The organism is Desulfobaculum senezii, from assembly GCF_054657395.1.
Window position 1 is genome coordinate 1,516,365 of sequence record NZ_BAAHYU010000002.1, and the last position, 24,906, is coordinate 1,541,270.

Here is a 24,906-nt window from a genome sequence, read left to right on the forward strand (position 1 = left end):
CGGCCAGCGCGAGTCAAGATGCTTGAATCTTTTGACCTCAGACCGCATTTAGGATACCTGACAACCGCCATGACAGAGAAGGATAGATACACCTCGCATCCCGGGCCCGAAGGTCCGGAAGGGCAAGAGAATCTCACAGCCCAGACAGACCCCGCAGCCGACTTTGAGTACGCTCATCCGGCTGACGGGGCGGCGCAGCTTGAGAGCCTTTCCCTTGAAGAACAGATTGAGGTGGTCAAGAGGCTGGAGCCGGAAGACGCCGCAGAATTCATCGCCGAGATGGAGCGCCACGACCGCGCCCGGCTGATGAAGGACCTGCCGCCGGACTTTGCCGCCGACCTTCTGGAACAGATGTCGCCCGACGACGCGGCGGACGTTTTGGACGACCTCGACGACGCGCACCAGTTCCGGCTGCTGCAACGCGTGGAGCAGGAAGAAGCGCTTGAAATCGAAACGCTTTTGACCTTCGACGCGGACACGGCCGGCGGCGTGATGAACACCGAGGTCACAGTCCTTGACCGCAACCTCACGGCAGATCAGGCCATCCAGCTCATCCGCAGCGCCGCGGAAGAGACGGAAATTCCCTACTACGCCTACATCGTGGACGAGGCGGACCGCCTTGTGGGCGTGCTTTCACTCAGAAACCTTATGCTCAGCCGTCCGGGCCAGCGCCTGCGCGATGTGCTGGGCAAACAGCAGCTTATCTACGCGCATTTTGACGAGGACAAGGAAGAGGTCGCGCGCCTTTTGACGCACTATAACTTCCTTGCCGTGCCCATTGTGGACCACGAAATGCGCCTGCTCGGCGTGGTGACGCATGACGACGTCATCGACATCATCCATGAAGAGGCCAGCGAAGACATGCTCGGCATGGTCGGCGCCGGTCAGGACGAGAGCACGGATACCCCGTGGCTCCAGTCCGTGAAGATGCGCCTGCCGTGGCTGGTGGTCAATGTGGCCAACTCCGCAGTGTCCGCATGGGTGGTGCACCTCTTTGAAGGGACCATATCGCAGATGGCTATCTTGGCCGCCCTGATGCCCATTGTGGCAAACCAGGCGGGCAACTCCGGCCAGCAGTCCCTTGCCGTCATCATCCGTCAGCTCGCCATGGAGGCGTTTGACCGCAAGCGCGCGTGGACCGCCGTCATGCGTGAGGCGCGCATTGGCATGGTCAATGGCCTGATTGTGGGCCTTATGGTTATGCTGGGCGTGTTTTTGCTGACATCCAACATTCAGCTGGCCGCCGTGATGAGCGTGGCCCTTGGCGTGGATATGTGCATTGGCAATGTGGCCGGTGCGTCCATTCCCGTCATTTTGCAGGAGCTTGGCCGCGACCCGGCGCAGGCGTCCAGCATCTTTCTGACCACGCTCACGGACAGCGCGGGCTTTTTGACCTTCCTTGGTCTGTCGTCGCTGCTTCTTATGTGAAAGGCAGAGGCGGGACCGGAAAGCCCACGAAAAGCATCAAAAAAGGCCGCTCCATGTGCACCATGGAGCGGCCTTTTTCGTGCCGTAATATATGCGGATGCGCCGCGCGGGGCTATTCCAGCCCAAGCTGCTTGAGCAGGTCGTCCACATCCTCCTGCGAGGAGTCCTTCTGCGGGCCCTTGAGGGCGGAGACGGTCTGCTTGGCTTCCTCGGCAATTTCCGAGGCGTCGCGTTCCGGCGTCTGGTCGCGTTTTTTCACGGCAAGGCCGGTGGACATGTAGACGTCGAAGACCACTTCCTCAATGCGCTTGAGGGCGTTGACCACACGCTTGATGCGCTGGCCCGTCAGGTCCTGGAAGGAGAGGGCGGTCATGATTTCGATGAGGTCGGCGGTGTGGGCGTCGTTCAGCTCAATGAGTTTGTTCACGTTCTCCTTGCTGGCGCCGCCGCTGCGGAATTCGCGCAGCAGTTTGCCGGAGTGGGCAATCATCTCCTGATGCTTTTCAACGATGTCCATGATGCGGACGGTGGCGTCCTCCGTGGATTGGAGGATTTGGTCCAGCTGGTCCGAGGCTTCGGACAGGAGTTGGTCGGTGTCCACCTCGTGGGCGGCGCTGATGCCTTCCTCGCGCTTGGCCTTTTTGATTTCCTTGTAGATTTCTTCCAGCCCGTGGCGCATGTCGTCATTGACCTTGCGGAAGAATTCGCCGTCCTTGATCTCCTTGTTCAGGCTCTTGGTCAGAACCGATGTCACTTCCTTTTCGATGGCGTCCTTGATGACGGTGTCGAGGCCGGACACCACGCTCATGGTGACTTGTTCAACAAGCTGATCAAGCTGTTCTTCAATCTTCGGGGTCATACAGTGCCTCCTGGGCGGGGGTGGTATTGGCTATTCCGACCATTTGCGCTCGCGGATGCGCTCGCGCTGTTCGCGGAAGACAAAGCGGACGATGGCCTCCTGATCGCTTTCGCGTACGGAGGTGAAGTCCACGGCCCAGATGGGCGCGCCGTTTTCGTGGTGTCGCTTCTCCACTACGTTGCCAACTGCGGCGGCGACACGCAAGGGGAATTGTCCGAGCAGGAGAGCAAATTCCAGCGAGTCTCCCGGCGTGAAGCTGGCATCGCAGGTAAAGGCAAGGCCAGCGCCGGACAGCTCCACCACCTCGATGGTGTGGTCAAATTCCGTTTCCAGCCGCTCCTGCCCGATAAGGCCGAGCAGGGCGTCCAGCTTGGAATTGATGGATTCCAGAAAATTGACGAGGGGCTCCTGCAAATTGGCCCCGGAGAGGTCCAGATCCTCCGTTGCCGTTGGCACGATGTGCTCGTGGAGCATGGGAAGAGAGGAGGCCGAGTCCATTCGGCGGATGTATCCTCTGATGCGGGTTGCGACGCTGGAGAATTCTCCTGTGTTCATGGCTCGGCCTCCGGAAGGTGCTTAGAAGTCGGTGTCGTCAAGTTGAACGTTCATGGCATTGACGGGGCACACGCGGGTGCACATGCCGCAGGCGGTGCACTTTTCGGAATCGAAGTGGATGCGGCGGGTGGCTTTGTCCAAGTACAGGGCCTTGGTGGCGCACAGCGCCGTGCACATGCCGCAGTCGATACAGATGTCCTCGTCGCGCGAGATGCGCTGGGCAACGACCTCGACCTTGATCCCCTGGTCGCTGAGGTACTTGATGCCCTTGTCGTAGTTCTCCTCGCTGCCGGTCAGCTCCAGGGTGAGGGAGCCTTCCTGCCGGTGCGAGATTGTGGCCTGAAGGATGTTGAACGAAAGGTCAAACAGCCGTGTCAGGTTGCAGACCACCGGCCTTCCCGAGTTTTCGGGCGGAAAGGACAGATGGACGATTTTCCGGTGTGCCTTGATGACGTCTTGCATACGGTATCCGTCAGATTTCCGGAAGCGTGTCCGGGGCTGAGGTTTAGAGTCCTTTGAGGATGGCCTTTGCGCGGCGCGCCTCGGCGGACTTGGGGAACTTGTCGATGACGTCGTGCAGCAGCAGGCGGCCAGCCTTGACCCGGCCAAGACGCATAAAGGACAGGCCCTGCTTGAGCAGCGACGTGGGGTACTTGTAGCTCTTCTTATACTTATCCAGCACTTCCTGATACTTCAGAACAGCGCGGGCGTAGTCCTTGAGCTGGTAGTAGCATTCGCCCTGCCAGAAAATGGCGTTGGAGACGAGCTTGTGGTCCGGGAAGTTGGTTGCGAACTCTTCCCAGCGGGCCTGCGCCTCGGTGTAGTCGCGCTTTTCAAAGGCGGCGCGGGCGGAATCGTACAGCGTGGTGGCGGCGTCGAGCGCCGGTGCCTGCTTGGCGATGGCGGCGTCGGTGTCTGCCGCCTTGGCTGCCGTGTCAGCAGGCTGTGCGGCGGGCTGTGCGGCGGCGTCGCCTGCGGCGGAAGCCGTGGCGTTGGCGTCAGCAGCCGGGGCACCGGGCTCGGGAGATTCGCCGGAAGCGGGCTGCGTGGCCGTCGCGTTTGCATCCATGCCGGGCAGCGGCGCAGGGGCAGGCTGTGCGGCCTGCTCGCGGGCGAGGCGCTCCTTGCGGATGGTGTCGAGGTCAACGTCCGCGCCCAGCTGGGTGGTCAGGCTGTGCCAGCCGGTCTGCACGTCGCGCACATCGCCGGTCAGCGCCTTGGTGGCGTTGGTGTTGGCGGCTATGGCGGTATTCTGCTCGTCCAGCTGGCGGCGCAGGGTGGCGACCTCGTCCTGCAACTCGCCCATCTCGCGGCGCATGCTCTGCACCTGCGACCAGATGTCGGCCTGTTGCGGGTCGGTTTTGGAAAGGTCGTTAACTTTGGTTTCGATGGTGTCGATGCGGACTTTTTGGTCGTAGACGCGGTTGTCCAGCGTCTTGATGTCGTCCGGGTTGACGCAGGCGGTCATGGACAGGGTGGTCATGCCCAGAAGGCTGAGTGTGAGCAGGCGTTTCATGATGCGTTTCTCCGTCCACGTTTTGCTCCCCAGAGGAGGTAGATAAGGCCTCCGAAGAACGGGATGAACACGGCGATTGCCAGCCAGATGAACCTCTCCTGCGGGTAAGGGAATACGCGCCAGAAGGCGTGCCAGATGGCCCAAAAGCTCAGCGCGACGCAGACGAGGGCGCCGCCGCAAATGGCGGCGATAATTGCCGGAGGAATGGTGCTGATATCAACGAACATCGTGGTGTTTCGCTCCTGTGTGACGTAGTGGGGTGGGCTAGGACGCCGTGTCGGATTTCACAATGGTGATGAGCATAAGGCCAACACCAAGGCAGATGCCAATGTCCGCAACATTAAACGCCGGCCAGTGCCATGCCTTGTAGTGAAAGTCCAAGAAGTCGACCACCGCGCCCAGATGGACTCGGTCCACAAGGTTGCCCAGTGCGCCGCCAAGGATAAGTCCCAGTGCGGACACGGAAAGCTTGTCCGTAAAATGAGCCGTCTTCAACAGGTACATAATAGCGCCGACGGCGACAAGAGCCACAGTGATAAACAGGGTGGTCTGCCACGCGATGGCGTCGGTATCCAGAAAGCCAAAGGCCGCGCCCTTGTTCAGCACATGGACCATGTTGAAAAAGCCCGGAATAACGGCGTAGCCCTGCCACGGGGGAATGGTGGCCTGCACCCACAGCTTGGTCAGCTGGTCAAGGATAAGGACGCTGCCCGCGATGGAGAGGGCCATGGCGTATCTGTTGCGCATGGGGGTGCCGTGTGCTCCATGGTTAAAAGCCCGGACGCGGTCTGCGCCGCGCCCGGGCCAAATGAAGGCGTAAGGTGAGGGGGCCGCGCGAAAGCTATTTGCTTTCGGCTGCCATCACGGAAGCGCAGCGCGGGCACAGACCGGGGTGGTCCGTACTGGTGCCCAGCTCTTTGGAGTAAATCCAGCAGCGCTCGCACTTGTCGCCAGCTGCGGCTTCGATGCCAATCTTCAGGCCGTCCACCTCTTCGCTCTCGTAGGCGTCTGCCGGGGCGTCGGCCAGAGGAGCGGTGGTGATGGCGGAAACGATGCACATTTCGCGCAGATCCAGACCTTCGGTCGCCAAGTCGTCCAGCAGCTCTTCGCGGGCGTAGACGGTGACCTTGGTATCCAGACTATGGCCGACGGTGCCAGCCTTGCGCACAGGCTCGATGGCGCGGTTCACTTCGGAACGCACGGCAGCGATGGTGTCCCACTTGTGGCGCTCGGCCTCGGAGAGCAGGTACTTCTCGTCCATGGTAAAGCGCATGGCGAAGACCGTGGGCACGCCGGGGTGCAGGGCTTCCGGCAGGTGCTGGAAGGCTTCTTCTGCGGTGTAGGACAGGGTGGGCGCAATATCGCTGAGCAGGGTCATGAAGATCTGCCACAGCGCGGTCTGCGCGGAGCGGCGCTCCTGCGAGTCGGCGGCGGACACGTACAGGCGGTCCTTCAGGATGTCCAGATAGAAGGCGGACAGGTCCGTGACGCACATGTTGTGCACCGCATGGTACACGCGGTGGAACTCGAACTCGTTGTAGGAGCGCTCAATCTTCTTATGGATGGACTGGATAAGGTCCATGGCGTAGCGGTCCAGCGGCAGCATCTGCTCGGGGGCGACGGCGTTGACCTTGGGGTCGAAGTCGCCGAGGTTGCCGAGGATGAAGCGCATGGTGTTGCGGATGCGGCGGTAGGCGTCCACGAGGCGGCTCAGGATGTCGTCGGAGATGCGCACGTCAGCCTGATAGTTCTCGGAGGAAACCCACATACGCAGGATGTCCGCGCCGTACTTGTCGATGATTTCCTGCGGGGCCACCACGTTGCCGATGGACTTGGACATCTTTTTGCCCTCGCCATCCACAACATAGCCGTGGGTGAGCACGGACTTGTAGGGCGCCTTGTCACGGGTGCCCATGGAGGCCAGCAGCGAGCTGTGGAACCAGCCGCGGTGCTGGTCGGAGCCTTCCAGATACAGGTCGGCGGGGTAGGAGCACTCGTCGCGCTGTTCCACAACGGCGGCAAAGCTCGTTCCGGAGTCGAACCACACGTCGAGGATGTCGTCTTCCTTCTCCCAGTGGTTGCCGCCGCAGTGCGGGCAGGTCAGGCCTTCGGGGACGATGTCTTCAAGGGCGGCCTCGAACCAGTAGTCACAACCGGTTTCGTGCTCCTCGAACTTGTCCACGATGTTCATGACCCAGTCGCTGTCGAACCATGCCTCGCCGCAGTCCTTGCAGAGCAGGGCCACGATGGGCACGCCCCACGTACGCTGGCGCGAGATGCACCAGTCCGGGCGCATTTCAATCATATTGTGGATGCGCTCACGGCCCCATGCGGGAATCCACTGCACGTCCTCGTCAATGGCCTTGAGGGACTTCTGGCGCAGGTCGTTGTTGTCCATGGAGATGAACCACTGCGTGGTGGCCCGGTAGATAACGGGCTGCTTGCAGCGCCAGCAATGGGGGTAGGAGTGGCTAATCTTCTCCATGGCGAGAAGGTTGCCCAGCTCCGTGAGCTTGTCGATGACGTGGGGGTTGGCCTCGTCAACGCGCAGGCCCGCAAAGAATTCGACGGTGGGCAGGAAACGGCCCTCGTCGTCCAGCGGGGAGTAAATGTCCAGACCGTAGCGGTAGCCGGTCATGTAGTCATCGGGGCCGTGGCCGGGGGCGGTGTGCACGCAGCCGGTGCCGCTCTCCAGCGTGACGTAGTCGGCCAGCACCAGCAGGGACTCGCGGTCGTAGATGCAGTGGCGGGCCTTCAGGCCTTCGAACTTTTCACCCTTGAGGGTCGCCACGGTGGTGTACTCGTCCCAGCCGAACTTTTCGGCGCAGGAGGCCAGCAGCTCTTCGGCAAGGATGTAGAACTCGTCACCCTTCTTGACGCAGACGTAGTCGTAGTCGGCGTGGAAGGCGATAGCCATGTTGGAGGGCAGGGTCCACGGGGTGGTGGTCCAGATGCAGACGAAAGTCTTTGCCGGATCGGCCTCGGGGATGATGTCCGTCACCTTTGCGTCGGTGAGGGGGAAGCGCACGAAGATGGACGGGGACGTGTGGTCCGCGTACTCCACCTCGGCCTCTGCCAGTGCGGTTTTGCAGTCGTTGCACCAGTAGATGGGCTTCTTGTTGCGGACGACGCCGCCTTTGGCCATAAAGCGACCAAGCTCGCGGGCGGTGGCGGCTTCGTAGCTGGGGCGCATGGTCAGGTAGGGATTGTCCCACGTGCCCAAAACGCCAAGACGCTGAAATTCCTTGCGCTGGGTCTTCATCCACTTTTCCGCGTAGCTGCGGCAAATCTTGCGGATGGTCAGCGCGGGGAGGTCCGTCTTGCCCTTGGCTTTGAGTTCCTGCCCGACCTTATGCTCAATGGGCAGGCCGTGACAGTCCCAGCCGGGGACGTATTCGGCCTTGATGCCCTGCATGTTCTTGTGCTTGACGATGATGTCCTTAATCACCTTGTTCATGGCGGTGCCAAGGTGAATGTGCCCGTTGGCGTAGGGCGGACCGTCGTGGAGCGTGTAGCTCTCCTGGCCTTCATTGGCCTCGATCATGGTCTTGTAGACATCAGTGTCCTGCCAAAATTTGAGCGTCTTCGGCTCGTTCTGGGTCAGGTTCGCCTTCATGGGGAACTTGGTCCGGGGCAGGTGCAGGGTTTTCTTATAGTCGCTCATGGATGTGCATGTCCTCCACGGAAATTAAACAGAGTCGCCAAAATAAAGAGGACAAAGGTAACCAAGTCTCCTGCAAAGTCAAGGACAGAGCGGCCTTGCCGCGAATCTCCCCTGCAGCGTGCATTTCTATACCATAAGGCACCCCTGCGGCAGCGGCGGCGGACCGGGCGATGGCGCGGTGGGCGGAACGATAACGCCGCGCTCCAGACGCTCGCCGTGGGCGCTTTTGCGCATGGCATCGACGGTGAGGGCAATAAGGCGCGAGGCAACGGTCTTGGCGATAAGCGAGTGGTCCGTGTCCGGGGTCAGCCCTGCCGGTGCGGTGACGGCGTCATCGGCGGTTTGCGCCGGGGCGGCCTCAGGCGCTTTAGGCGCGGGGGAATCCTCGGGGCGTTGGACACCGCCGGGTCCGTCTGGCGCCGCCGGGGACGCGGCGTGGATGGCCCGCGTGGTGGTGGCGGAGTAGGTGGGCGCGTTCACGGCCATGCGGACAACGTGCCGCTGGGGCTGTACGGGCGCTATGCGGTGCTGTGTCGTTTCAGCAAAGATGGCGTATTCTGTTTCGATGGCGGTGGAGGTGGTAAAGATGCCGCACAGGGTGAGGATGATGGTCATAACGGTCCGCATAATGGCTCCCAAATGGTGTGGTGTGGATGCATTGGCGCGCCTCTGTGCGCCGTGATTTTGTCTTTGTGTTATGAAATGCATCAAGTGGGCCATTTGTGGTGTGCTGTGAAATCGTTTGGAAAAGCTCCGGCGGTGGGGGCATGGCGGCGCAATTTTGACGGCGTCCGGGGTGGTGCGCCGGGTGCTGCGCGGGTGTTTTGTGCAGTGACAAGAGATGTGAAATCGCCTATGCTTCCCGCGTCTTGAGGTAGCCCCGTATTGGCGGGGCTTGAAGAGGGAACCCGGTGCAAATCCGGGGCGGACCCGCCGCTGTAAGTCCGGCGCCGCGTTGGCACTGCCCGCGCGGACGAGTCTTGCACCCCCTACAATGCCACTGCCCTGTGCGTGCAACGCGCACCCGGGCGGGAAGGCGGGGGTGGAATTCGGACAAGCCAGAAGACCTGCCTCAGGGCCTTGCGTCTGCCATGCCGGCAACGAGGGCTATTGCCTGCATGGACCTCATCCCGAATGTTCGGGGTACATCCCTGACGCACTCCGGCGCTGTGCGCCGGCTTTCTTCCTGTATTGGCAGGTGACGCCCGCCTGCGGTTTCACTGGAGCGAGTTCAGATGCTCACATCCCGTTTCTCTGGCACGCGCGTTTTCGCGCTGTGCCTCTTGGCGCTGGTCCTGTCGATTTCCACTGCATTTGCGTCGCATGGTGAGGGAAAGCCTGTGAAGAAAGGTGTGCTGTTCGTGGCCTTTGGTACGAGTGTTCCTCAGGCCGACAAGGCCCTGCACGGTCTTGAAGCCACCTTTGAAAAGACCCATCCCGGTCTTGATGTGCGCTGGGCGTTTACGTCCAACATCATCCGCCACAAGCTGGCGAAGCAGGGCCGCGAGCTCGATTCCGTAGCCACCGCGCTCTCCAAAATGCTGGATGACGGCTACACCCATGTTGCCGTGCAGTCCCTGCACACCATCCCGGGCGAAGAATTCCACCAGAAGGTGCTCAGTGTGGTCAGCCGCTTTAGCGGTGGCCCCGGCGGTTTCCGTCAGGTCACGGTGGGCAGCCCCATGATGGCGACGGATGCCGACATGCAGGCGGTGACTGCGGCCGTTCAGTCCTCCATCCCCGCCGAGCGCAAGGCTGACGAAGCCGTTGTGCTCATGGGCCACGGCACGCATCACTCCGGCAACATTTTCTACCCCGGTCTGCAGTGGTATGTTGCCCAGAAGGACCCCAACATCTTTGTTGGCACCGTTGAGGGCACGCCCTCTCTGGACACCATTGTGGCGGAGCTGAAGGCTCGCGACATCAAGACCGCATGGCTGATGCCCCTGATGTCCGTGGCTGGCGACCATGCCCAGAACGACATGGCTGGCGACGAGGACGACTCTTGGAAGTCCGTGTTCAAGGCCAACGGCATTACGCCGAAATGTGTTTTGAAGGGCACTGCCGAGTACCCTGAATTCGCGGCCATTTGGCTTGGCCACGCCGAAGACGCCTTGAGTCGTTTGGCGCAGTAGACTGTAATGGCAGGGGGAACCATGAACGACGCGGTCCTGACGCAGACCTTTGCGCAGGAAAGTGCGGCCCGAAAGCGGCGGCGCGTGCTGCTTTGCGCGCTTGCCGCGGTGTCGTGCGCATCCGTTATCGGGGGCTGCCTGTTCGGCCCCCTGCCTCTTTCCGCACGCGACGTGTTTGCGGTGTTGGCCTCGGCTCTTGGCCTGCCCGTGGATGCGCCCGCAGACCCGACGCTGTCTGTGGTGATTCTTGATATCCGGCTCTCCCGCGTGTGTCTTGCGTGGGTTGTGGGCGCGGCGCTGGCCGCCGCCGGGGCCGTGTTTCAGGGAATTCTGCAGAATATGCTGGCGGACCCGTTCACCATTGGCGTGTCCACGGGATCGGCCTTTGGCGCTTCACTCGCGCTGTACTTCGGGCTTGCGGGCGTCCACACGGTCTTTGGTCCGGGCGTTTTGCCCCTTGCGGCCATGCTTGGCGCGCTGGGCGCGCTGGCCGCGGTTATCTCCCTTGGCCGTGTGGCCGGGCACCTGCGGCGCGAGACGGTCGTCCTTGCGGGCATTGTGGTGGCGACGTTTCTCTCCGCGCTTATTGCGCTCCTCAAGAGTTTGGACGAGGAGTCCATGTCCAGCATCGTTTTTTGGGTGATGGGCAGTTTTCAGGGGCGAAGCTGGGAGCATGTGGGCTTTGCCGTGCCGTATATGCTGGTGGGCGGCCTTGTCATTATGGCCTACGCCCGCGAGATTGACCTGCTGTCCATGGGCGACGAACAAGCCGCCATGCTGGGCGTGAATACCGACAGGACCCGCCTTATAGTGCTGGTGGCCGCCAGCCTGTTGACGGGCGCGGCGGTGAGCGTTTCCGGCGTTATCGGCTTTGTGGGGCTGGTGGTGCCGCATTTGGTGCGCATGCGCATGGGCGCGGAGCACCGCCCGCTCATTGCGGCCTCGGCCCTTGTGGGCGGCGTGGCGCTGATGTGGTCCGACGTGCTGGCCCGGTGCCTGCTCCCAGAGGGGCAGGAGCTTCCGGTGGGCGTCATCACTGCGCTGATGGGCGGGCCGTTCTTCTGCCTGCTGCTGCGGCGGCGCGCCAAGGAGATGGGCCTGTGATTCGCATAGAGGACCTCTCCTGCGGCTACGGCCAGCGCCGTGTATTGGATGGCATTTCCGCAACCCTGCGCCGCGGGCAGATGGTTGGCCTGCTTGGCCCCAACGGCAGCGGCAAGACGACGCTTATGTCCGCCGCTGGCGGCATTTTGCCTGCCATGGGCGGTCAGGTGCATTTGCAGGAGGATGGCGGATGGTGCGACGTGCTCGCCATGTCCGCCAAGGAGCGCGCCCGGCGCATCGCCTTTGTGCCGCAAAAGGCTTCGGCGGCGTTTCCGCTGAAGTGTTCGTCTGTGGTGCTGATGGGGCGCTACCCGCATCTGTCGGCATTTTCGGGCTATGGGCGTGAGGATATCGCCGTGGCGCGGCAGTGCATGGAGCGCGCCGGAGTGGGGCACCTGTGGGACAGGCCCACGGACGCCGTGTCCGGCGGCGAGTTTCAGCGCGTGCTGTTTGCCCGCGCCTTGGCGCAGGAGACGGACGTGATGTTTTTGGACGAACCATCGGCAAGTCTGGATATGTCCGGCACTGTACAGCTGTTTGACCTGCTGCGCGGCATGGCCGATGGCGGCGGGCTGGTGTTCGTTACCGTGCACGATTTGAACCTTGCCGCCCTGTACTGCGACCGCGTCATCTTTTTGAAGAACGGCGCCGTGGCGGCGGAGGGCGCGACCGGGACGGTTTTTGATGAGCAGATACTTTCTGGAATTTACGAAACGCGCATCCGTGTGGGGACGCATCCCGTCACTGGCGCGCCGCAGGTGCATATGGTGCCTCGTCACGCTGGCGCTGTGCCTGACGGCGTCTGCGGCCAGCGCTGAGGTTGTCACCGTCCGTGATGGCCGGGGGGACACGGTGCGCCTTGATGCGCCAGCGCAGCGCATCATTGCCCTGTATGGTGGGTTTAACGAGATACTGCACGCCATGGGCCTGTCGGACCGCATTGTGGCGCGCACCAGCAACGAGACGTTTCCCCCGGGTATAGAGGGCAAGCCCGGCATCGGCACGCATATGCGCCCGAATATGGAGCTTATCGTCGGGTTGCGGCCGGACGTTGTGCTGCAATTGGCCGGGCGCAAGGCCGCGGGGGAGACCGTAACCCGCCTGCGCCAGCGCGGCGTGAAGGTGGCGGCGTTGAGTCCCGCGACCATAGACGAACTTTTTGACACCATCAGGACCATTGGCGCACTGACCGGAAGCGCTCCGGCGGCGGAGGCCCTTATTGGGCGCATGCAAAGCCGTCTGGATGCCGTCCGCGAGCGTGTACAGGATGTGCAGCACAAGCCGACAGTCTTTTTTGAGGTTCGCTCACCGAATCTGCTTGGTGCCGGACTCGGCGGCATCGTCAACGATGTCATAGAGCACGCAGGCGGACGCAACTGCGTGCGCGTGGACCGCAAAATGGTCCGGCTGGGCGAGGAAGCGCTCATCGGCTTGGACCCGGATGTCTACGTCATTCAACAGGGGCCGATGAATCAAAGCCCCCGGCCTTTGGCCGAGCGTCCTTTGTACCGCACGCTCTCCGCCTGCCAATCCGGCAGGACGCTGGTGGTGGACGAGCGGATGTTTTCGCGGCCCGGACCGCGCATTGTGGAAGCTGTGGAAACCCTTGCCCGCTTCCTCCACCCGAACAGAATGAAGAACAGGAACGACTAGCGTGAACTACGGAACCCTCTATGGAATAGGCGTTGGCCCCGGCGACCCGGAATTTCTTACCCTGAAGGCCGTGCGCGTTTTGGGTGGTGTGGACCGCATCTTTGCCGCGGCCTCGTCCAAGAATACCTATTCCGTCTCGTATGATATTGTCCGCCCGCACTTGAAGGCCGATGTGGCTGTGCAGACGCTGGACTTTCCCATGACCAAGGACCGTGAGGTGCTTCGGGCCGCGTGGACCAAAAACGCCGAAGCCGTGCTGGACGCCATGAAGCGCGGCGAGAATGTGGCCTTTTTGACCCTTGGCGATCCCTTGACCTATAGCACCTTTGGCTATCTGCTGCGCACCCTGCGCGAGATGGTGCCCAATGCGCCCGTGGAAATCATTCCCGGCATTACGTCCTACAACGCTGCCGCGGCCGCCGCACAGACCGTGCTGGTGGAGGCCGAGGAGAGTCTGACCATTGTCTCCGGCGCCAAGGGCGGCGACAGGGTCCGCACCATTGCGGACTGTACGGATAGCCTTGTCGTCCTCAAGACCTACCGCCAGTTTGGCGACATCACCACCGCCCTCAGCGAAGGCCTGCGCCTTGAGGACGCCGTGCTCGTCAGCAACTGTAGCATGGAGGGCGAATGCGTGGTGCGCGACTTGGAACCCGGCATGCCCGCGCCCAAGTACTTCTCCCTTATCATCAGCACCCCGCGCCGTTAGGCGCGCTGGTGGTGGCCCGCCTCGTGGCGGGGGGGACGCGTTGTGCTGGTTCCCTGTTTGGGTGCGCCCGCTGGCGGCGCGGCCAGAACGCTTCGGGAGCCTGCTCCATTGCGCCCCTTGGCGCAGGAGGCGGCTCCCACAAGGCAAGCAGCGCCAGTAGGAGGGGAGCACCCCCCGCCGCATTGGCCGTAAGAGAAAAAGCCGCCCCCGGGACCGTGGTTCCGGGGGCGGCTGTCATTGTGGTCTGTCTGCGTGTTGGCGCGGGCTATTCGCCCTTGTTGACGGCGTAACCCTGCGGTTGCAGTCCTGTGGAGGAAGGGGTTCCGGCAATGCGCGAGAGGTAGGACGGGCCAAGGTCTTTGATATGCCCGGCGATGCTGTCGAAGTAGTTGTAGTGCTCCTGCTCTTCGTCGATGATTTGTTCAAACATCTTGGCCGTGACGCTGTCGCCGTTTTCCCGACACTCCTGCAGGAAGCGGTTGTACACGTCGATGGTGTCGTCCTCCAGCTCGGCGTCAAAGTCGAAGATGACGCCAACCTCCTGCCCGCGTTCCACCTTGTTTTTGTAGTTGGTGGTCGGCTCGCCGCCAAGCTCCTTGATGCGCTCGGCGAATTGCTCGGCGTGGCGCATTTCGTCGATGGCGATGAGTTTCATGTTCCCGGCCATTTCGCCGTAGTCCATGTCATCCAGCCCATAGTGCTGGTTCATGTACTGGTTGATGGCTTGCAGTTCCATGGCGCGGGCTTCGTTCAGGATGTCGATAACCTTTTTGCGTCGTGCTTCCTTGTCGCTACTCATGGCAATATCCTCCTTTGTGGATGCGTCAAAGTGCGTGTTTTCTCGGTAAGGTACAACGCTGCGGCCCTGCGGCCGAAAGTTTTCAAACAACATCATAAATACGCGGCAATGACAAGTGGGTGCACAAAAAGACGCTTGGTTGTCACCGGGGCCCGCCAGCACATAAAAAAAGGGCGACCCCAATGGTCGCCCTTTGACTTTGCTCAAGTGTCCGTGGCCGGAGCCGTTAGACTTTTTCGAAGTATTCCTTCTCGGCCCCACACTTGGGGCACACCCAGCTTTCAGGAACATCTTCCCAAGCGGTACCCGGCTCTACGCCGTTGTCCGGGTCGCCCTCTTCGGGGTCATACACGTAGCCGCATGGGCATTCCCATTTCTCCATGGCCATGACGTCCTCCATCGCGGTTGATGTTTGCTGTTGTGGGGAAACAGGTCGAGAATAAGCGTCTTCCCGTAAAAGGCAAACCGTTTTTCAGCCGCCGCTTTTGGGCAGGGCGGGGCGTGTCTGTCCATAACAGGCCGTGAGAGCGCATAATCTCACTGACGATTGGACAGCTTCTGCGCGCTGGGTGCCGTGGCGGCGGTGGACCGCGCAGAGGCGGCGCCTGTGTGTGAAGGAGCAGGATGGGGCGGGGAAATGGTGGCAACCGGCAGGGCAACGGGTTACTGTTGGGGGGCGGGAACCCTCCCGGCACCTTGTGGAGAGCAACACCGGAGATGAATGTGGAGAGCTTTGCGGCGACACATGTCGGCCTTACCAAACAGCGCAACGACGATGCGGCCATGGCGCACAGTATTCATGGCGGCCGGGGCAAGGGGGGAAGCTGGATGCTCCTTGCTGTGGCGGATGGTATGGGCGGGCACCGCGGCGGCGATGTCGCCTCGCGCCTTGCCCTTGAGGTACTGCGTGAACTTCGCCCCACACCCGGGCACGAGGAAGCGGCGCTGGAAGCGCAGGTGTATGCGGCGGGCGAGGCGATACGTGACAAGGCGCGGGCGGACGCCAATCTTGGCGGTATGGGCACCACGCTGACGGCAGCGCTTGTGCGCGGGCGCAATGTGTGGTGGGCCCATGTCGGCGACAGCCGCCTGTACGTCCTGCGGGGCGGCGTGCTGGAGCAGGTCACCCGGGACCATACCTTTGTGCAGGATATGCTGGATTCCGGCGGCATGACCGAGGAGGAAGCTGAACTGCACCCTATGCGCAATCTGCTGGACCAATGCGTTGGCGTCGCACCATTTCGCGCTGATGTGGGGCATATGACCCTGCGCGGCGCAGACGTGCTTTTGGTGTGTTCCGATGGCGTGCACAAGGACGTTCCGCTGGAGCGCATTGCCGGGATTCTGTCGGGGCAGGCGCCGCTGCAAGTGCGTGGGAACGCACTGGTTCAGGCCGCGCTGGATGTGGGCGGCTTTGATAATATCGGCATTGCCATTTTAGAAGTGCCGCAGGCGGATTAGCGCCCATGGCCGCAGTTTTTGCCAATTGCCATTGACTGGGGTGCACTCTTCTGCGTTAATTGTGGAAGAATGAGAATCCCTACGCTGGTGTCTATGGCAAGGAGGCGGACATGGAACCAAACCGGCGGGACGACGACCGTCGTCAGGTTGACCTTGATGTGGATGTGTTGCTGCCGAGTGCGAACAACTCGCACTTGCACCTGCTGAGTGGGCGGGTGCGCAATGTTTCCTGCACGGGGGCGCTCCTGCGCGTTGACCCTGTGTACGCGCCGTATTTCCGCCCATCCTCCCTTGGCACCCCTATCGAACTGCTGTACTACGACCCGGACACCGATGCCGCCATTGTTGCGGAGTACGTCATTGGGCGCATTCTCGTGGGCAATGCCGCCATTGAGATTGCCTGTGACGGGCGGCACCAGAAGGAGCCGGACATCTTGCCCTTTGTGGATTGCGCGGAGGGGAATTCGCCGTAGAATCCTTTACTGTGCGGGCTTCAAGGGGTAGCATCCGCCGCTTGGAAACCCAATCGCCAAAGGAGACGGCATGGCCAAAAGCTACGCTCCGCGGATGCACTCCGCCGAACATATTCTCAACCGGACCATGGTGACACTGTTCGACTGCGACCGCTCGTTCAGCGCCCATATCAACAAAAAGAAATCCAAGTGCGACTACCACTTCGACCGCGACCTCACAGAGGACGAGGTGCAGGAGTTGGAGCGGCGCATCAATGCCGTCATCGACAGCGGCGTGGATGTGACCGAACGCATGATGCCTAGGGATGATGCCGCGCGCGAATTCAACCTGAAGCGCCTGCCGGATGATGCGGGGGAAACCCTGCGCATTGTGGATATTGGCGACTATGACGCCTGCCCCTGCATTGGCGAGCACGTGGACAACACCAGCGAGATTGGGGCGTTTCGGATGGTGTCGCACAGTTTTGAAGACGGTGTGCTCCGCCTGCGGTACAAGCTGGCGGCACCCGCCGAAGCCAGCGCCTAGCCGCGGCTTCGCCCCGCGCCATAGACGGCATGCAAAAGCGCCCCGGAGGTCTGGTCTCCGGGGCGCTTTTTGTGCATGGGCGTGTGGCGGGCGGAGTCCGACACTGTGCCAACGGACCCCACCCATCCACGGTGCCTAGAGGGAGGTACGATGATGACCTAACCGCCAAACCAGCCGGGGCTGATGACGGACATGGCTTTTGTATAGTGCGTCCGCAGGTCCTCGAACTTGCGGCCGACTTCGGATTCCACACCTTCGAGGGAGGTGGGGCACTCAAAGCGCATCTTTTCCATCTGCATTTCAATTTCACGCAGGACGGACTTGATTTGTTCCAGGGTGTCCTTCATGTCCGCGTGTTTGTCCGTTTCGGCAAAGACGTCGAACAACCGTGCCTTCCAGGAATTCAACTCCATCTCCATTCCCTTGCAGTAATGTTCGACACTTTTCTTGCGTGCCTCTTCACTGGCGCACTCTTCAAGAATTTGGCAGTTGGGGCAGGGGCCGGGGTAGTCCATGTTGGGCATGACACGTCTCCTTGTTGGTGGAATACCAATGGTATTTTACATACTGCGGCCCATAGTAGCATCGCCTGATTTTTCAGTAAAGAGGATGCTGCGCTTTTTGCGAAAAGTTGCAGAAAAGACGGGTGGCTGGGGCTTTGTGAGGAGTGATTGTGCTGGGAGTTTGGCCTGATGGGGGAGAGGAGGTGCGCGGGTTACTGTTCAGGGATGAAAGAGAGCGGCATGGCCCGGAGACACCGGGCGCGAGGGTTGTGGGGGGGCATGCGCGGTAGGGAGCGGTGTGGAGAGGGCGGCCCCTCTGGGGCGGCGTGTGATTGGGGACAGCGCGGTGCACAAGGCGCCGCGTGCGGGGCGGGGAGTCACAGAAAGCGTGGGGTGCGGGATAACGCGTGCTCTGGGCGTCTGGGGCGGCATTGCGAAAAGGCGGGTGAGAAGCCGGCTGAATTTGCCGAAACGGTGCGGCTCATGGGCGCTTTGGGGACATTGGGCGGGAGGCAGGTGACGGGGACGGGGTACGGGCGGCTACAGGCCCCGGCGGGGGCGTCTGGTTTCCTTGTAGCCCTTGATGAAGGCGCTGACGAGAAGGGCGAAGATGTCCGAGAGGATGGCCGCGCCGAGACTGAGGTAGAAGAGGCTGTGGGCGTTGCGCACAAAGAGCTGCGGGCGGAATGCAGTGAAGTAGTAGAGCACCAGCAGGGCGACGGAAATGCATGCGCCAATGCTCGCGGACACGCGTTCCGGTTTGCTGAGGTTCATGCCAAAGGGGTCGTGGGGGAAAAATGGACCAAGGATGAGGCCTACAGTGCCACAGACAAAGAACCCCCACGCCGCACCAAGAAGCGTGCTGGCAAAGAAGCCAAAGACCGAAAGCTCGTAGTCCACAACATCGGCAAAGGCAAAGCCCGCGCCAATGATCCAAAACAGATACCAAACGTACCGAAAGGCACTGTCGAAGAACGTCGGCGTCTTTTTCTGTTGCACAGCCCCCTCCAGCTGTCAGACATGAAAAGCGGCGATAACCCCCATGTTACGCGCTCTGTGTCACACAACGGTAAAACAAACACGGGCGACACACAATGAAAGACAGCATAAAATCTAGGAAAAAATCCTAAAAATTCGGGAAAGAGAGGGAGAAAACCACAGAAAAGGCGTGGGGGATTCCCCCGGAAGAGGGCCGCGCGGTCCCGTGCGGCGGACGCAGCCGGGCGCTTGGGCCGCAGTGCGTGGCAGGCAGAGCGCACAGGGTGCACGCCCCCAAAGCTCCCGTCCGGGAGCGGAAAAATCCAAGAAACTCATTGACAAGCGGGGCTCTTTGGGAGCATCAAAGACCCATCTTATTCTCAGGGCGGGGTGAAATTCCCCACCGGCGGTAACCCGAGTTGCTACGGGAAGCCCGCGAGCGCTTTTCCAGACGGGAAAAGGTCTAGCAGATCTGGTGAGACTCCAGAGCCGACGGTTACAGTCCGGAAGGAAGAGGGTAAGACAGCCTAGCATCCGCCCCTGCCACCTCCCCCGCGAGGTCCAGTGGCTGTTCGTCATGCGTACAGCTGTCTGTCTTATCGCCCTGATTCTGGTAATCGAAAATGGTTTTGAGGAGCATTGCCATGAATCAGAAGACCCTTTGTGGTACAGCAATCGAGCGAGTTGAAACTGCACTTGAAGCCCTGCGTAATGGGCAGGGTGTCCTTGTGACCGACAACGAGGACCGAGAGAACGAGGGCGACCTCATCTTCTCCGCCGAGCATTTGACGGCGGACCAGATGGCCGTGCTTATCCGCGAGTGCAGCGGCATTGTCTGCCTGTGCCTCACCGACGACAAGGTGAAGCAGCTTGGCCTGCCCATGATGGTGGAGCACAACAAAAGCGCCTATCAGACGGCGTTTACCGTCTCCATCGAGGCCGCAGAAGGCGTGACTACCGGCGTTTCCGCCGCGGACCGCGTGACGACCATCAAGGCCGCCATCGCAGAAGATGCGAGCCCCGCGTCCATTCACAGCCCCGGCCATGTCTTTCCGCTTCGCGCCCGTCCCGGCGGCGTGCTGGAGCGCGGCGGCCATACCGAAGCCACAGTGGACCTGATGCGCCTTGCGGGCCTGAAGCCCTGCGGCGTGCTGTGCGAGGTCACCAACCCCGACGGGACTATGGCCCGCTTGCCGGAGATTTTGGAATTCGGCGGCACATGCGGCTACCCTGTCCTGACTGTTGACGACATTGTGGCCTACCGGGCCAAAGAGCAGAAAAAGGCCAGCTAAGCTGGCGGGCACGGCATAACGCCGCCGGGCCACCGGTCCGGTCCTGCACTGTGTGGAGGGTTAAGGATGCCGGGGTTTCGGCCCCGGAGCGGACATCCCAATAAGTACCCACGCGGCGCGCTTTGCCCGGTACGTTTGCCATGTGCTGCCCCAGCAGTTGACCACACGAGCACCTGCTCGCCAAAGAATCCGTTTCCAAGCGATGCGCCCCGGGCCATCGCCAAGGCATAGTGAAAGCGCCCGCCCAAGTGTAACTTGGGCGGGCGCTCACGTTTTGTGCGGTAGGGGCGCGAAATACGAAAAAGCCCGGGCCTTGCGACCCGGGCTGAACATACATCAGATGGCTCTGAAATAGTGCTATGCCTCTCAAAGCCGCAGGTCTACTCATCCCCCGGGAACGAGACGGAGACGATTTCGTATTCAATGCGTCCGCGCGGGGCTTCCACAACGAATTCGTCGCCTTCTTCCTTGCCGAGCATGGCCTTGGCGACGGGGGACAGGACGGAAATCTTGCCGACCTTGGTGTCCGTTTCGTCGGGGCCGAGCAGGGTGTAGGTCTTGGTCTCGCCGGTGTCGAGGTCTTCGATCTCCACGGTGGCGCCGAAGGTGACCTTTTCGCCATTAAGGGTCCGCAGGTCGATGACATTGAACCGCGGAATGCGCGACTCGATGTAGTTGATGCGGGCTTCAAGCATGCCCTGCCGTTCGCGGGCGGCGTCGTAGCCTGCATTCTCTCGCAGGTCGCCTTCTTCTCGCGCTTTTGCAATGGCATCAATGACTTCGGGGCGCTCCTTCTTGAGCTCCTCAAGTTCCTTTTTGACTCGCGCCAAACCTTCTACAGAAATCGGAATGGTGTTCATTGTTAATCCTTGGCTTCTCTCAACATCAATATTTGCCAACAGTTGATACTGCCTCGTCATGATAGGGCGGGCCGTCGCCTGTGTCGGCTCTACAGGGTGGCGACAGCTGTGAAGGAAAGTGTTGGCCCCTTCCCATGCCGGACAGAAAGTACCTTGCGCTGGGCGCTGCCGCCAACGTCGGTGCGCGCTCAGTGCTGGCCATGGGGAAACACACGGTGAGCTTCATGCTATTGCATCACGGGGTTTCCGGCCTCCTCCTCTCCCCTCGAAACGTCAAAAAAGCCCTTGCGCGCGTGCTGCGTGCAAAGACTCACATATGGCGATGGGGAATGATGGAGGGCTGTCAAAACAGATAACAGAATTCACCATGGTCCGCTACCTTTTCAAGCACTGAAAAAAGTTTTTCTATATCGGGGACATGTAGCCCCATAGCGCTTGGCTCAGGGTGCGGTCCATGGTGTCTGGCTATGCACAGACGCTGTGCACCAAGAGGGAGTGTGGCCGAAATTGCGTGGAAGGTCAATTGAAGTCTGGGAGATTTTCGCCCAAAAAGGTCAACAAAAGGCGGCGGGCGCAGATGCTTGAAATTATTGCGACTCTTGGTTGGTTGACCAGTCTATGTGCTGGGCGGGGTGCCTGTGTGGAGGATGCCGGGGCAATGCAACGCGCAGGGGGCGCATGCCTTTTACGGCGCCGGGCTGGGTGCGGGGTGGCCGAAAATGGCGGAGGCTGTGCCGCGCAGGAGGGCTGCCATGAAAAAGGAAAGGGCCGCTGGATGCATCCAGCGGCCCTTTCGGTCACGAGACGTCCGGGTGGAGCTAATACCCGTTTTTGACGTTTCGGCGCATTTCGTCGAAGCGGGTGAGGATGACCTCATCCTGCTGCGGCGAGAAGGCGTTGATGAGCGTAATGGTCAACAGGTTGGCCGCAAAGCCGGGGACAATCTCGTACATGGTTTCGCCAAGGCCTGCGTGCTTCCAGAACACCAGAACCAGCGTACCAACGATCATGCCGGCGAGGGCGGACTGCCACGTGGTCTTGCGGCTGTAGAGGGCAAAGAGGACCACGGGGCCGAAGGCCGCGCCAAATCCGCCCCAAGCGTAGGCCACAAGGTCGAGGATGGTCTTGTTCGGGCTCAGCGCCATGCTCAGGGCGATGACGGAGATGATGAGCACACACAGGCGGCCCACAAGGATGAGTTCCTTCTCCGAGGCCTCGCGGCGCAGAATCTTCTTGTAGATGTCCTCGGTCAGTGCGGAGGAGGACACCAGAAGCTGGGAGTCGATGGTGGACATGATGGCGGACAGGATAGCCGCCAGCAGGATGCCGCCAACCCAAGGGTTAAACAGCTTGGCAATCATGTAGATGAACACTTTTTCCTGATCGCCACCGGTGAGCCCGTCGAACATGGGAATCGCCACCATGCCGATAATCACTGCGCCGGCGAGGGAGATAAACACCCATGTGACGGCGATAACCGTCGCCTTGGGGATTTCCTTCACGGAGGTGATGCCCATAAAGCGCGCAAGAATATGCGGCTGCCCAAAGTAGCCAAGCCCCCACGCCATCGTGGAGATAACCGCCACTATGGACAGTGTTTGCCCGCTGCCGTCGTGGAAGAGACTGGTGGAGATGCTCTTGGCGGCCATGTCGGCCTCAATGGCGGAGATGCCGCCGTTGCTCGCGGTGCCCAGCATGGGGACAACCAAAATGGCGAGGAACATCAAAGAGCCCTGGAAAAAGTCCGTCCAGCACACGGCAAGAAAGCCGCCGAGGAAGGTGTAGGCCATGATGACGGCGGTGCCGGTAAATACGGCGACCTTGTAGTCCACCTGAAACACGGATTCGAACAGCTTGCCCGCCGCCACCAGCGCGGAGGACGAGTAGATGGTGAAAAAGATGAGAATGATGACCGAGGAGCCAACGCGCAGGAGGCTGGTCGGGTCGTCAAAGCGGCGCTCAAAGAAGGAGGAGAGCGTCAGGGTGTCCGTCATCTGCGTGTAGGAACGAAGACGCGCGGACACGCACGTCCAGTTGAGTACAGTGCCGATGAACAGCCCCACGGCAATCCATGCGTTGACCATGCCGCCAAGGTACACAGCGCCCGGCAGCCCCATGAGCAGCCAGCCGCTCATGTCACTGGCCTGAGCGGAAAGCGCCGTCACCCAGCTGCCAAGACCGCGTTCACCAAGGATGTAGCCCTCAATGTTGGTCGTTTTCTTGTAGTAGAACCATCCAACGGACAGCAAAAACACAAGGTAGATGAAAAACGTGATCAGCGTCTCGGTCTGGATCATAAAAGCTCCGTTCCTGCGAGTAGGGATTGAAAGATATCGTCATAGGCGCGGGCAAAAGCCGCGCTTAGATGCGGGACAGGGGCACCGTTGCGTCGGTGTTGCATGCGACGTCCCGTGCAGACTTGCAGAAATGCATTGCCTGCTCTTCCGGGTGGGGAAGTGCGCATAACATATACGAAAAAAAGATTTTTTCCAATCTCACTCAAGAGAAAAGTGAAAAGTGGCAAAATTCCGAACTTTCGTCTCTGACAATATGCCATCCAGAACAATATTCACCGTTTCGCTTGTTTTGGCGTATATCGTTCGGTGAACATGCGGCTTTGCCAAAGGCTTGGGGCTGGTTTTGGGGTGGGGAGTTAGAAAAAATCATGAAAATCTTTGGCGAATTTTTTTCGGCGCTTTTCTTCCCGGCGCGAAAACCGATGCGCGTCGCAGGGTGACGGCCAGAGGACTGCTGGGGCGTTCCGCGGGCGGAGTGCATCACCAAGCCGTCTGCCATTCGACACAAAGTCGTCATGATGCCAACGGGTTGTGGTCGTATTCTCCCAGCGGTTTCACTTAACAGAAAGCCCCAGGAGGATTCCCATGAACCGCATTTCGTCCCGCTTGGCCCGCACGGCGCTTTTAGGCGCGGTGGCGGCTGCACTTCTGTGCCTTGCCCCGGTGCTCACCGCGGCCCATGCCGCAGGTGGCGGCCTCTACAGCGGCGCGCCCGCCAAGTACGTGTTCTTTTTCATCGGTGATGGCATGGGCATTCCCCAGCGCGCCGCCGCGTCGGCGTACTCCGGCAAAACGCTGGTGATGGATACCTTTCCCGCGCAGGGGCTGACCACCACCCGCGCCAACGACCGCTTCATCACCGGGTCCGCCGCCTCGGCCACGGCGCTGGCCTCCGGCACCAAGACCAATATCAATTATATAGGCGTAGACCCGCAGTTTCGCCCGCTGAAGACCGTTGCCGAACTCGCCAAGGAAAAGGGCATGAAGGTTGGCATTGTCTCCAGCGTGTCCATCGACCACGCCACCCCCGCCGCCTTCTACGCCCATGTGAAAACCCGCAAGATGTACCACGAGATTGACCACGCGCTGGGCGAAAGCGGCTTTGACTACTTTGGCGGCGGCGGACTGAAGGACCCCAAGGGCAAGAAGTCCGACAAGCCGCTGGGCGACGCCATCGCCAAGGCCAAAGCAAACGGCTACCGCATCGTCACGGACAAGGACGAGTTCATGCAGTTGACCCCGCGCTCCGGCAAGGTGCTGGCGTGGAACGACTGGCTGCAGGACAGCGGCGCACTGCCGTACGTTATCGACTCCCGCCCGCAGGACATCACGCTGTCGGACTTTACGGCTAAGGGCATTGAACTGCTGGAGAACCCCAAGGGCTTCTTCATGATGGTGGAAGGTGGCAAGATTGACTGGGCCTGCCATGCCAACGACGCCACCTCCGCCCTGACCAACAATCTTGAGTTCGACAAATCCGTGCAGCTGGCCGTGGACTTCGCCAAGAAGCACCCGAATGAAACCCTTATTCTCGTTACCGGCGACCACGAGTGCGGCGGCCTGACCCTTGGCTTTGCCGGAACCAAGTACCAGTCCTTCTTTGACGTGCTCAGCAAACAGAACATCTCGTACGTGCAGTTCGATCAGGACGTCATGGCGCAGTTCAAGAAATCCGCAGGCAAGGCGGCCAGCTTCGACGCGGTAAAACCCCTTATCACCAAGCATTTCGGCCTGCGCTTTGCGGGCGACCCGGCGAAGGACCGCCTCGTCCTCGCCCCCTTTGAGCGCAAGATGCTGGCGGATGCCTTCCGCCGCAGCGTCTCCGGCTCGTCGGAGAAATCCGGCGAAGAGGAGTACCTGCTCTATGGCGAATACGACCCCATGAGCGTGACCATCACCCACATCCTGAACCAAAAGGCGGGCCTTGGCTGGACCTCGTATAAGCACACCGGTGTGCCTGTCTCCACCTCCGCCATGGGCGTTGGCGCCGAGACCTTCAACGGCATGTATGACAATACCGACGTAGCCAAGAAGGTGATGGCCATTATGGGCGTTCCTGCCCGCGTGCACATTGCCGAGCGCTAGGCGCGCCGT

25 protein-coding genes and 2 riboswitches are annotated in these 24,906 nt (G+C 60.9%); of the genes, 11 read left to right on the forward strand and 14 right to left on the reverse strand.

The window, feature by feature from the left end; all coding sequences use genetic code 11:
- Positions 1-69: 69 nt before the first annotated feature.
- Positions 70-1,428, forward strand: a complete 1,359-nt coding sequence (gene mgtE, locus ACYQ2T_RS07560) for a magnesium transporter (protein ID WP_404844832.1) — start codon at positions 70-72, stop codon at positions 1,426-1,428.
- A 112-nt stretch (positions 1,429-1,540) separates the two neighbouring features.
- Here mgtE and ACYQ2T_RS07565 read toward each other — a convergent pair whose 3' ends face one another.
- From ACYQ2T_RS07565 to ACYQ2T_RS07600, 8 genes are all read right to left on the reverse strand, one after another.
- The gene (locus ACYQ2T_RS07565; RefSeq protein ID WP_459899724.1) at positions 1,541-2,287 is read right to left on the reverse strand and encodes a protein phosphatase CheZ; all 747 of its coding nucleotides are present in this window, start codon (positions 2,285-2,287) and stop codon (positions 1,541-1,543) included.
- A gap of 30 nt (positions 2,288-2,317) precedes the next feature.
- The gene (locus tag ACYQ2T_RS07570) at positions 2,318-2,842 is read right to left on the reverse strand and encodes a PilZ domain-containing protein (protein ID WP_459899726.1); all 525 of its coding nucleotides are present in this window, start codon (positions 2,840-2,842) and stop codon (positions 2,318-2,320) included.
- Positions 2,843-2,863: 21 nt separating this feature from the next.
- Positions 2,864-3,304, reverse strand: a complete 441-nt coding sequence (locus ACYQ2T_RS07575) for an NIL domain-containing protein (protein WP_404844835.1) — start codon at positions 3,302-3,304, stop codon at positions 2,864-2,866.
- 43 nt (positions 3,305-3,347) lie between these two features.
- On the reverse strand, positions 3,348-4,358 hold the full coding sequence (ybgF, locus tag ACYQ2T_RS07580) for a tol-pal system protein YbgF (protein ID WP_459899728.1): 1,011 nt from the start codon (positions 4,356-4,358) through the stop codon (positions 3,348-3,350).
- Complete coding sequence (locus tag ACYQ2T_RS07585) at positions 4,355-4,585, reverse strand: PLDc N-terminal domain-containing protein (RefSeq protein ID WP_404844837.1); 231 nt, start codon at positions 4,583-4,585, stop codon at positions 4,355-4,357. The genes ybgF and ACYQ2T_RS07585 overlap by 4 nt, the downstream gene beginning before the upstream one ends.
- Before the next feature lie 37 nt (positions 4,586-4,622).
- Positions 4,623-5,105 (reverse strand): signal peptidase II, encoded by a 483-nt coding sequence (gene lspA / locus ACYQ2T_RS07590; RefSeq protein WP_404844838.1) that lies wholly within the window; start codon positions 5,103-5,105, stop codon positions 4,623-4,625.
- A gap of 94 nt (positions 5,106-5,199) precedes the next feature.
- Positions 5,200-8,022, reverse strand: a complete 2,823-nt coding sequence (ileS, locus tag ACYQ2T_RS07595) for an isoleucine--tRNA ligase (protein ID WP_459899731.1) — start codon at positions 8,020-8,022, stop codon at positions 5,200-5,202.
- 126 nt (positions 8,023-8,148) lie between these two features.
- Complete coding sequence (locus ACYQ2T_RS07600; protein WP_459899733.1) at positions 8,149-8,649, reverse strand: hypothetical protein; 501 nt, start codon at positions 8,647-8,649, stop codon at positions 8,149-8,151.
- A 228-nt stretch (positions 8,650-8,877) separates the two neighbouring features.
- Positions 8,878-9,111, forward strand: a riboswitch (cobalamin riboswitch).
- 251 nt (positions 9,112-9,362) lie between these two features.
- Here ACYQ2T_RS07600 and ACYQ2T_RS07605 point away from each other — a divergent pair.
- Genes ACYQ2T_RS07605 through cobI form a run of 5 tightly spaced genes read left to right on the forward strand, consistent with a single transcriptional unit; the run spans position 9,363 to position 13,623 of the window.
- The gene (locus ACYQ2T_RS07605; RefSeq protein ID WP_459899734.1) at positions 9,363-10,157 is read left to right on the forward strand and encodes a sirohydrochlorin cobaltochelatase; all 795 of its coding nucleotides are present in this window, start codon (positions 9,363-9,365) and stop codon (positions 10,155-10,157) included.
- A gap of 21 nt (positions 10,158-10,178) precedes the next feature.
- On the forward strand, positions 10,179-11,261 hold the full coding sequence (locus ACYQ2T_RS07610; RefSeq protein WP_459899736.1) for a FecCD family ABC transporter permease: 1,083 nt from the start codon (positions 10,179-10,181) through the stop codon (positions 11,259-11,261).
- Positions 11,258-12,079, forward strand: coding sequence for an ABC transporter ATP-binding protein (locus ACYQ2T_RS07615; protein ID WP_459899738.1), 822 nt, complete (start codon positions 11,258-11,260; stop codon positions 12,077-12,079). The genes ACYQ2T_RS07610 and ACYQ2T_RS07615 overlap by 4 nt, the downstream gene beginning before the upstream one ends.
- Positions 12,080-12,113: 34 nt before the next feature.
- Entirely contained in the window at positions 12,114-12,914 is an 801-nt protein-coding gene (locus ACYQ2T_RS07620; RefSeq protein ID WP_459900092.1) for an ABC transporter substrate-binding protein, read from the forward strand.
- Position 12,915: 1 nt separating this feature from the next.
- The gene (cobI, locus tag ACYQ2T_RS07625; RefSeq protein WP_459899740.1) at positions 12,916-13,623 is read left to right on the forward strand and encodes a precorrin-2 C(20)-methyltransferase; all 708 of its coding nucleotides are present in this window, start codon (positions 12,916-12,918) and stop codon (positions 13,621-13,623) included.
- A gap of 265 nt (positions 13,624-13,888) precedes the next feature.
- Here cobI and ACYQ2T_RS07630 read toward each other — a convergent pair whose 3' ends face one another.
- Both ACYQ2T_RS07630 and ACYQ2T_RS07635 read right to left on the reverse strand, forming a co-directional pair.
- Entirely contained in the window at positions 13,889-14,422 is a 534-nt protein-coding gene (locus ACYQ2T_RS07630) for a bacterioferritin (protein ID WP_404844845.1), read from the reverse strand.
- A gap of 226 nt (positions 14,423-14,648) precedes the next feature.
- A complete protein-coding gene (locus ACYQ2T_RS07635) occupies positions 14,649-14,804 on the reverse strand; it encodes a rubredoxin (protein WP_404845216.1) in 156 nt (51 codons plus the stop codon).
- Between the two features lie 341 nt (positions 14,805-15,145).
- Here ACYQ2T_RS07635 and ACYQ2T_RS07640 point away from each other — a divergent pair, with 341 nt between their 5' ends.
- The 3 genes from ACYQ2T_RS07640 to ACYQ2T_RS07650 all read left to right on the forward strand — a co-directional run bounded on the left by ACYQ2T_RS07640 (position 15,146) and on the right by ACYQ2T_RS07650 (position 16,882).
- The gene (locus tag ACYQ2T_RS07640) at positions 15,146-15,883 is read left to right on the forward strand and encodes a PP2C family protein-serine/threonine phosphatase (protein WP_459899742.1); all 738 of its coding nucleotides are present in this window, start codon (positions 15,146-15,148) and stop codon (positions 15,881-15,883) included.
- Positions 15,884-15,993: 110 nt separating this feature from the next.
- A complete protein-coding gene (locus ACYQ2T_RS07645) occupies positions 15,994-16,356 on the forward strand; it encodes a hypothetical protein (protein ID WP_459899744.1) in 363 nt (120 codons plus the stop codon).
- Between the two features lie 70 nt (positions 16,357-16,426).
- Positions 16,427-16,882, forward strand: coding sequence for an alanyl-tRNA editing protein (locus ACYQ2T_RS07650; protein ID WP_459899746.1), 456 nt, complete (start codon positions 16,427-16,429; stop codon positions 16,880-16,882).
- Positions 16,883-17,040: 158 nt separating this feature from the next.
- Here the strand turns inward: ACYQ2T_RS07650 and ACYQ2T_RS07655 are convergent, their stop codons facing one another.
- Complete coding sequence (locus ACYQ2T_RS07655; protein WP_459899748.1) at positions 17,041-17,406, reverse strand: hypothetical protein; 366 nt, start codon at positions 17,404-17,406, stop codon at positions 17,041-17,043.
- A gap of 519 nt (positions 17,407-17,925) precedes the next feature.
- Positions 17,926-18,384 carry a hypothetical protein gene (locus ACYQ2T_RS07660; RefSeq protein WP_459899750.1) on the reverse strand — a complete coding sequence of 153 codons (459 nt, stop codon included), beginning with the start codon at positions 18,382-18,384 and terminating at the stop codon, positions 17,926-17,928.
- A gap of 351 nt (positions 18,385-18,735) precedes the next feature.
- A riboswitch (FMN riboswitch) is annotated at positions 18,736-18,886 on the forward strand.
- Positions 18,887-19,007: 121 nt separating this feature from the next.
- Between ACYQ2T_RS07660 and ribB the strand changes: the two genes are divergently transcribed.
- Positions 19,008-19,655 (forward strand): 3,4-dihydroxy-2-butanone-4-phosphate synthase, encoded by a 648-nt coding sequence (gene ribB / locus ACYQ2T_RS07665; protein ID WP_459899752.1) that lies wholly within the window; start codon positions 19,008-19,010, stop codon positions 19,653-19,655.
- 380 nt (positions 19,656-20,035) lie between these two features.
- Here ribB and greA read toward each other — a convergent pair whose 3' ends face one another.
- Together greA and putP are read right to left on the reverse strand one after the other, a co-directional pair.
- Positions 20,036-20,515 carry a transcription elongation factor GreA gene (gene greA / locus ACYQ2T_RS07670; protein ID WP_404844852.1) on the reverse strand — a complete coding sequence of 160 codons (480 nt, stop codon included), beginning with the start codon at positions 20,513-20,515 and terminating at the stop codon, positions 20,036-20,038.
- A gap of 818 nt (positions 20,516-21,333) precedes the next feature.
- Positions 21,334-22,812 carry a sodium/proline symporter PutP gene (gene putP / locus ACYQ2T_RS07675; RefSeq protein WP_459899754.1) on the reverse strand — a complete coding sequence of 493 codons (1,479 nt, stop codon included), beginning with the start codon at positions 22,810-22,812 and terminating at the stop codon, positions 21,334-21,336.
- 585 nt (positions 22,813-23,397) lie between these two features.
- Here putP and ACYQ2T_RS07680 point away from each other — a divergent pair.
- Positions 23,398-24,897, forward strand: coding sequence for an alkaline phosphatase (locus ACYQ2T_RS07680; RefSeq protein WP_459899756.1), 1,500 nt, complete (start codon positions 23,398-23,400; stop codon positions 24,895-24,897).
- The last annotated feature ends 9 nt before the right edge of the window (positions 24,898-24,906 follow it).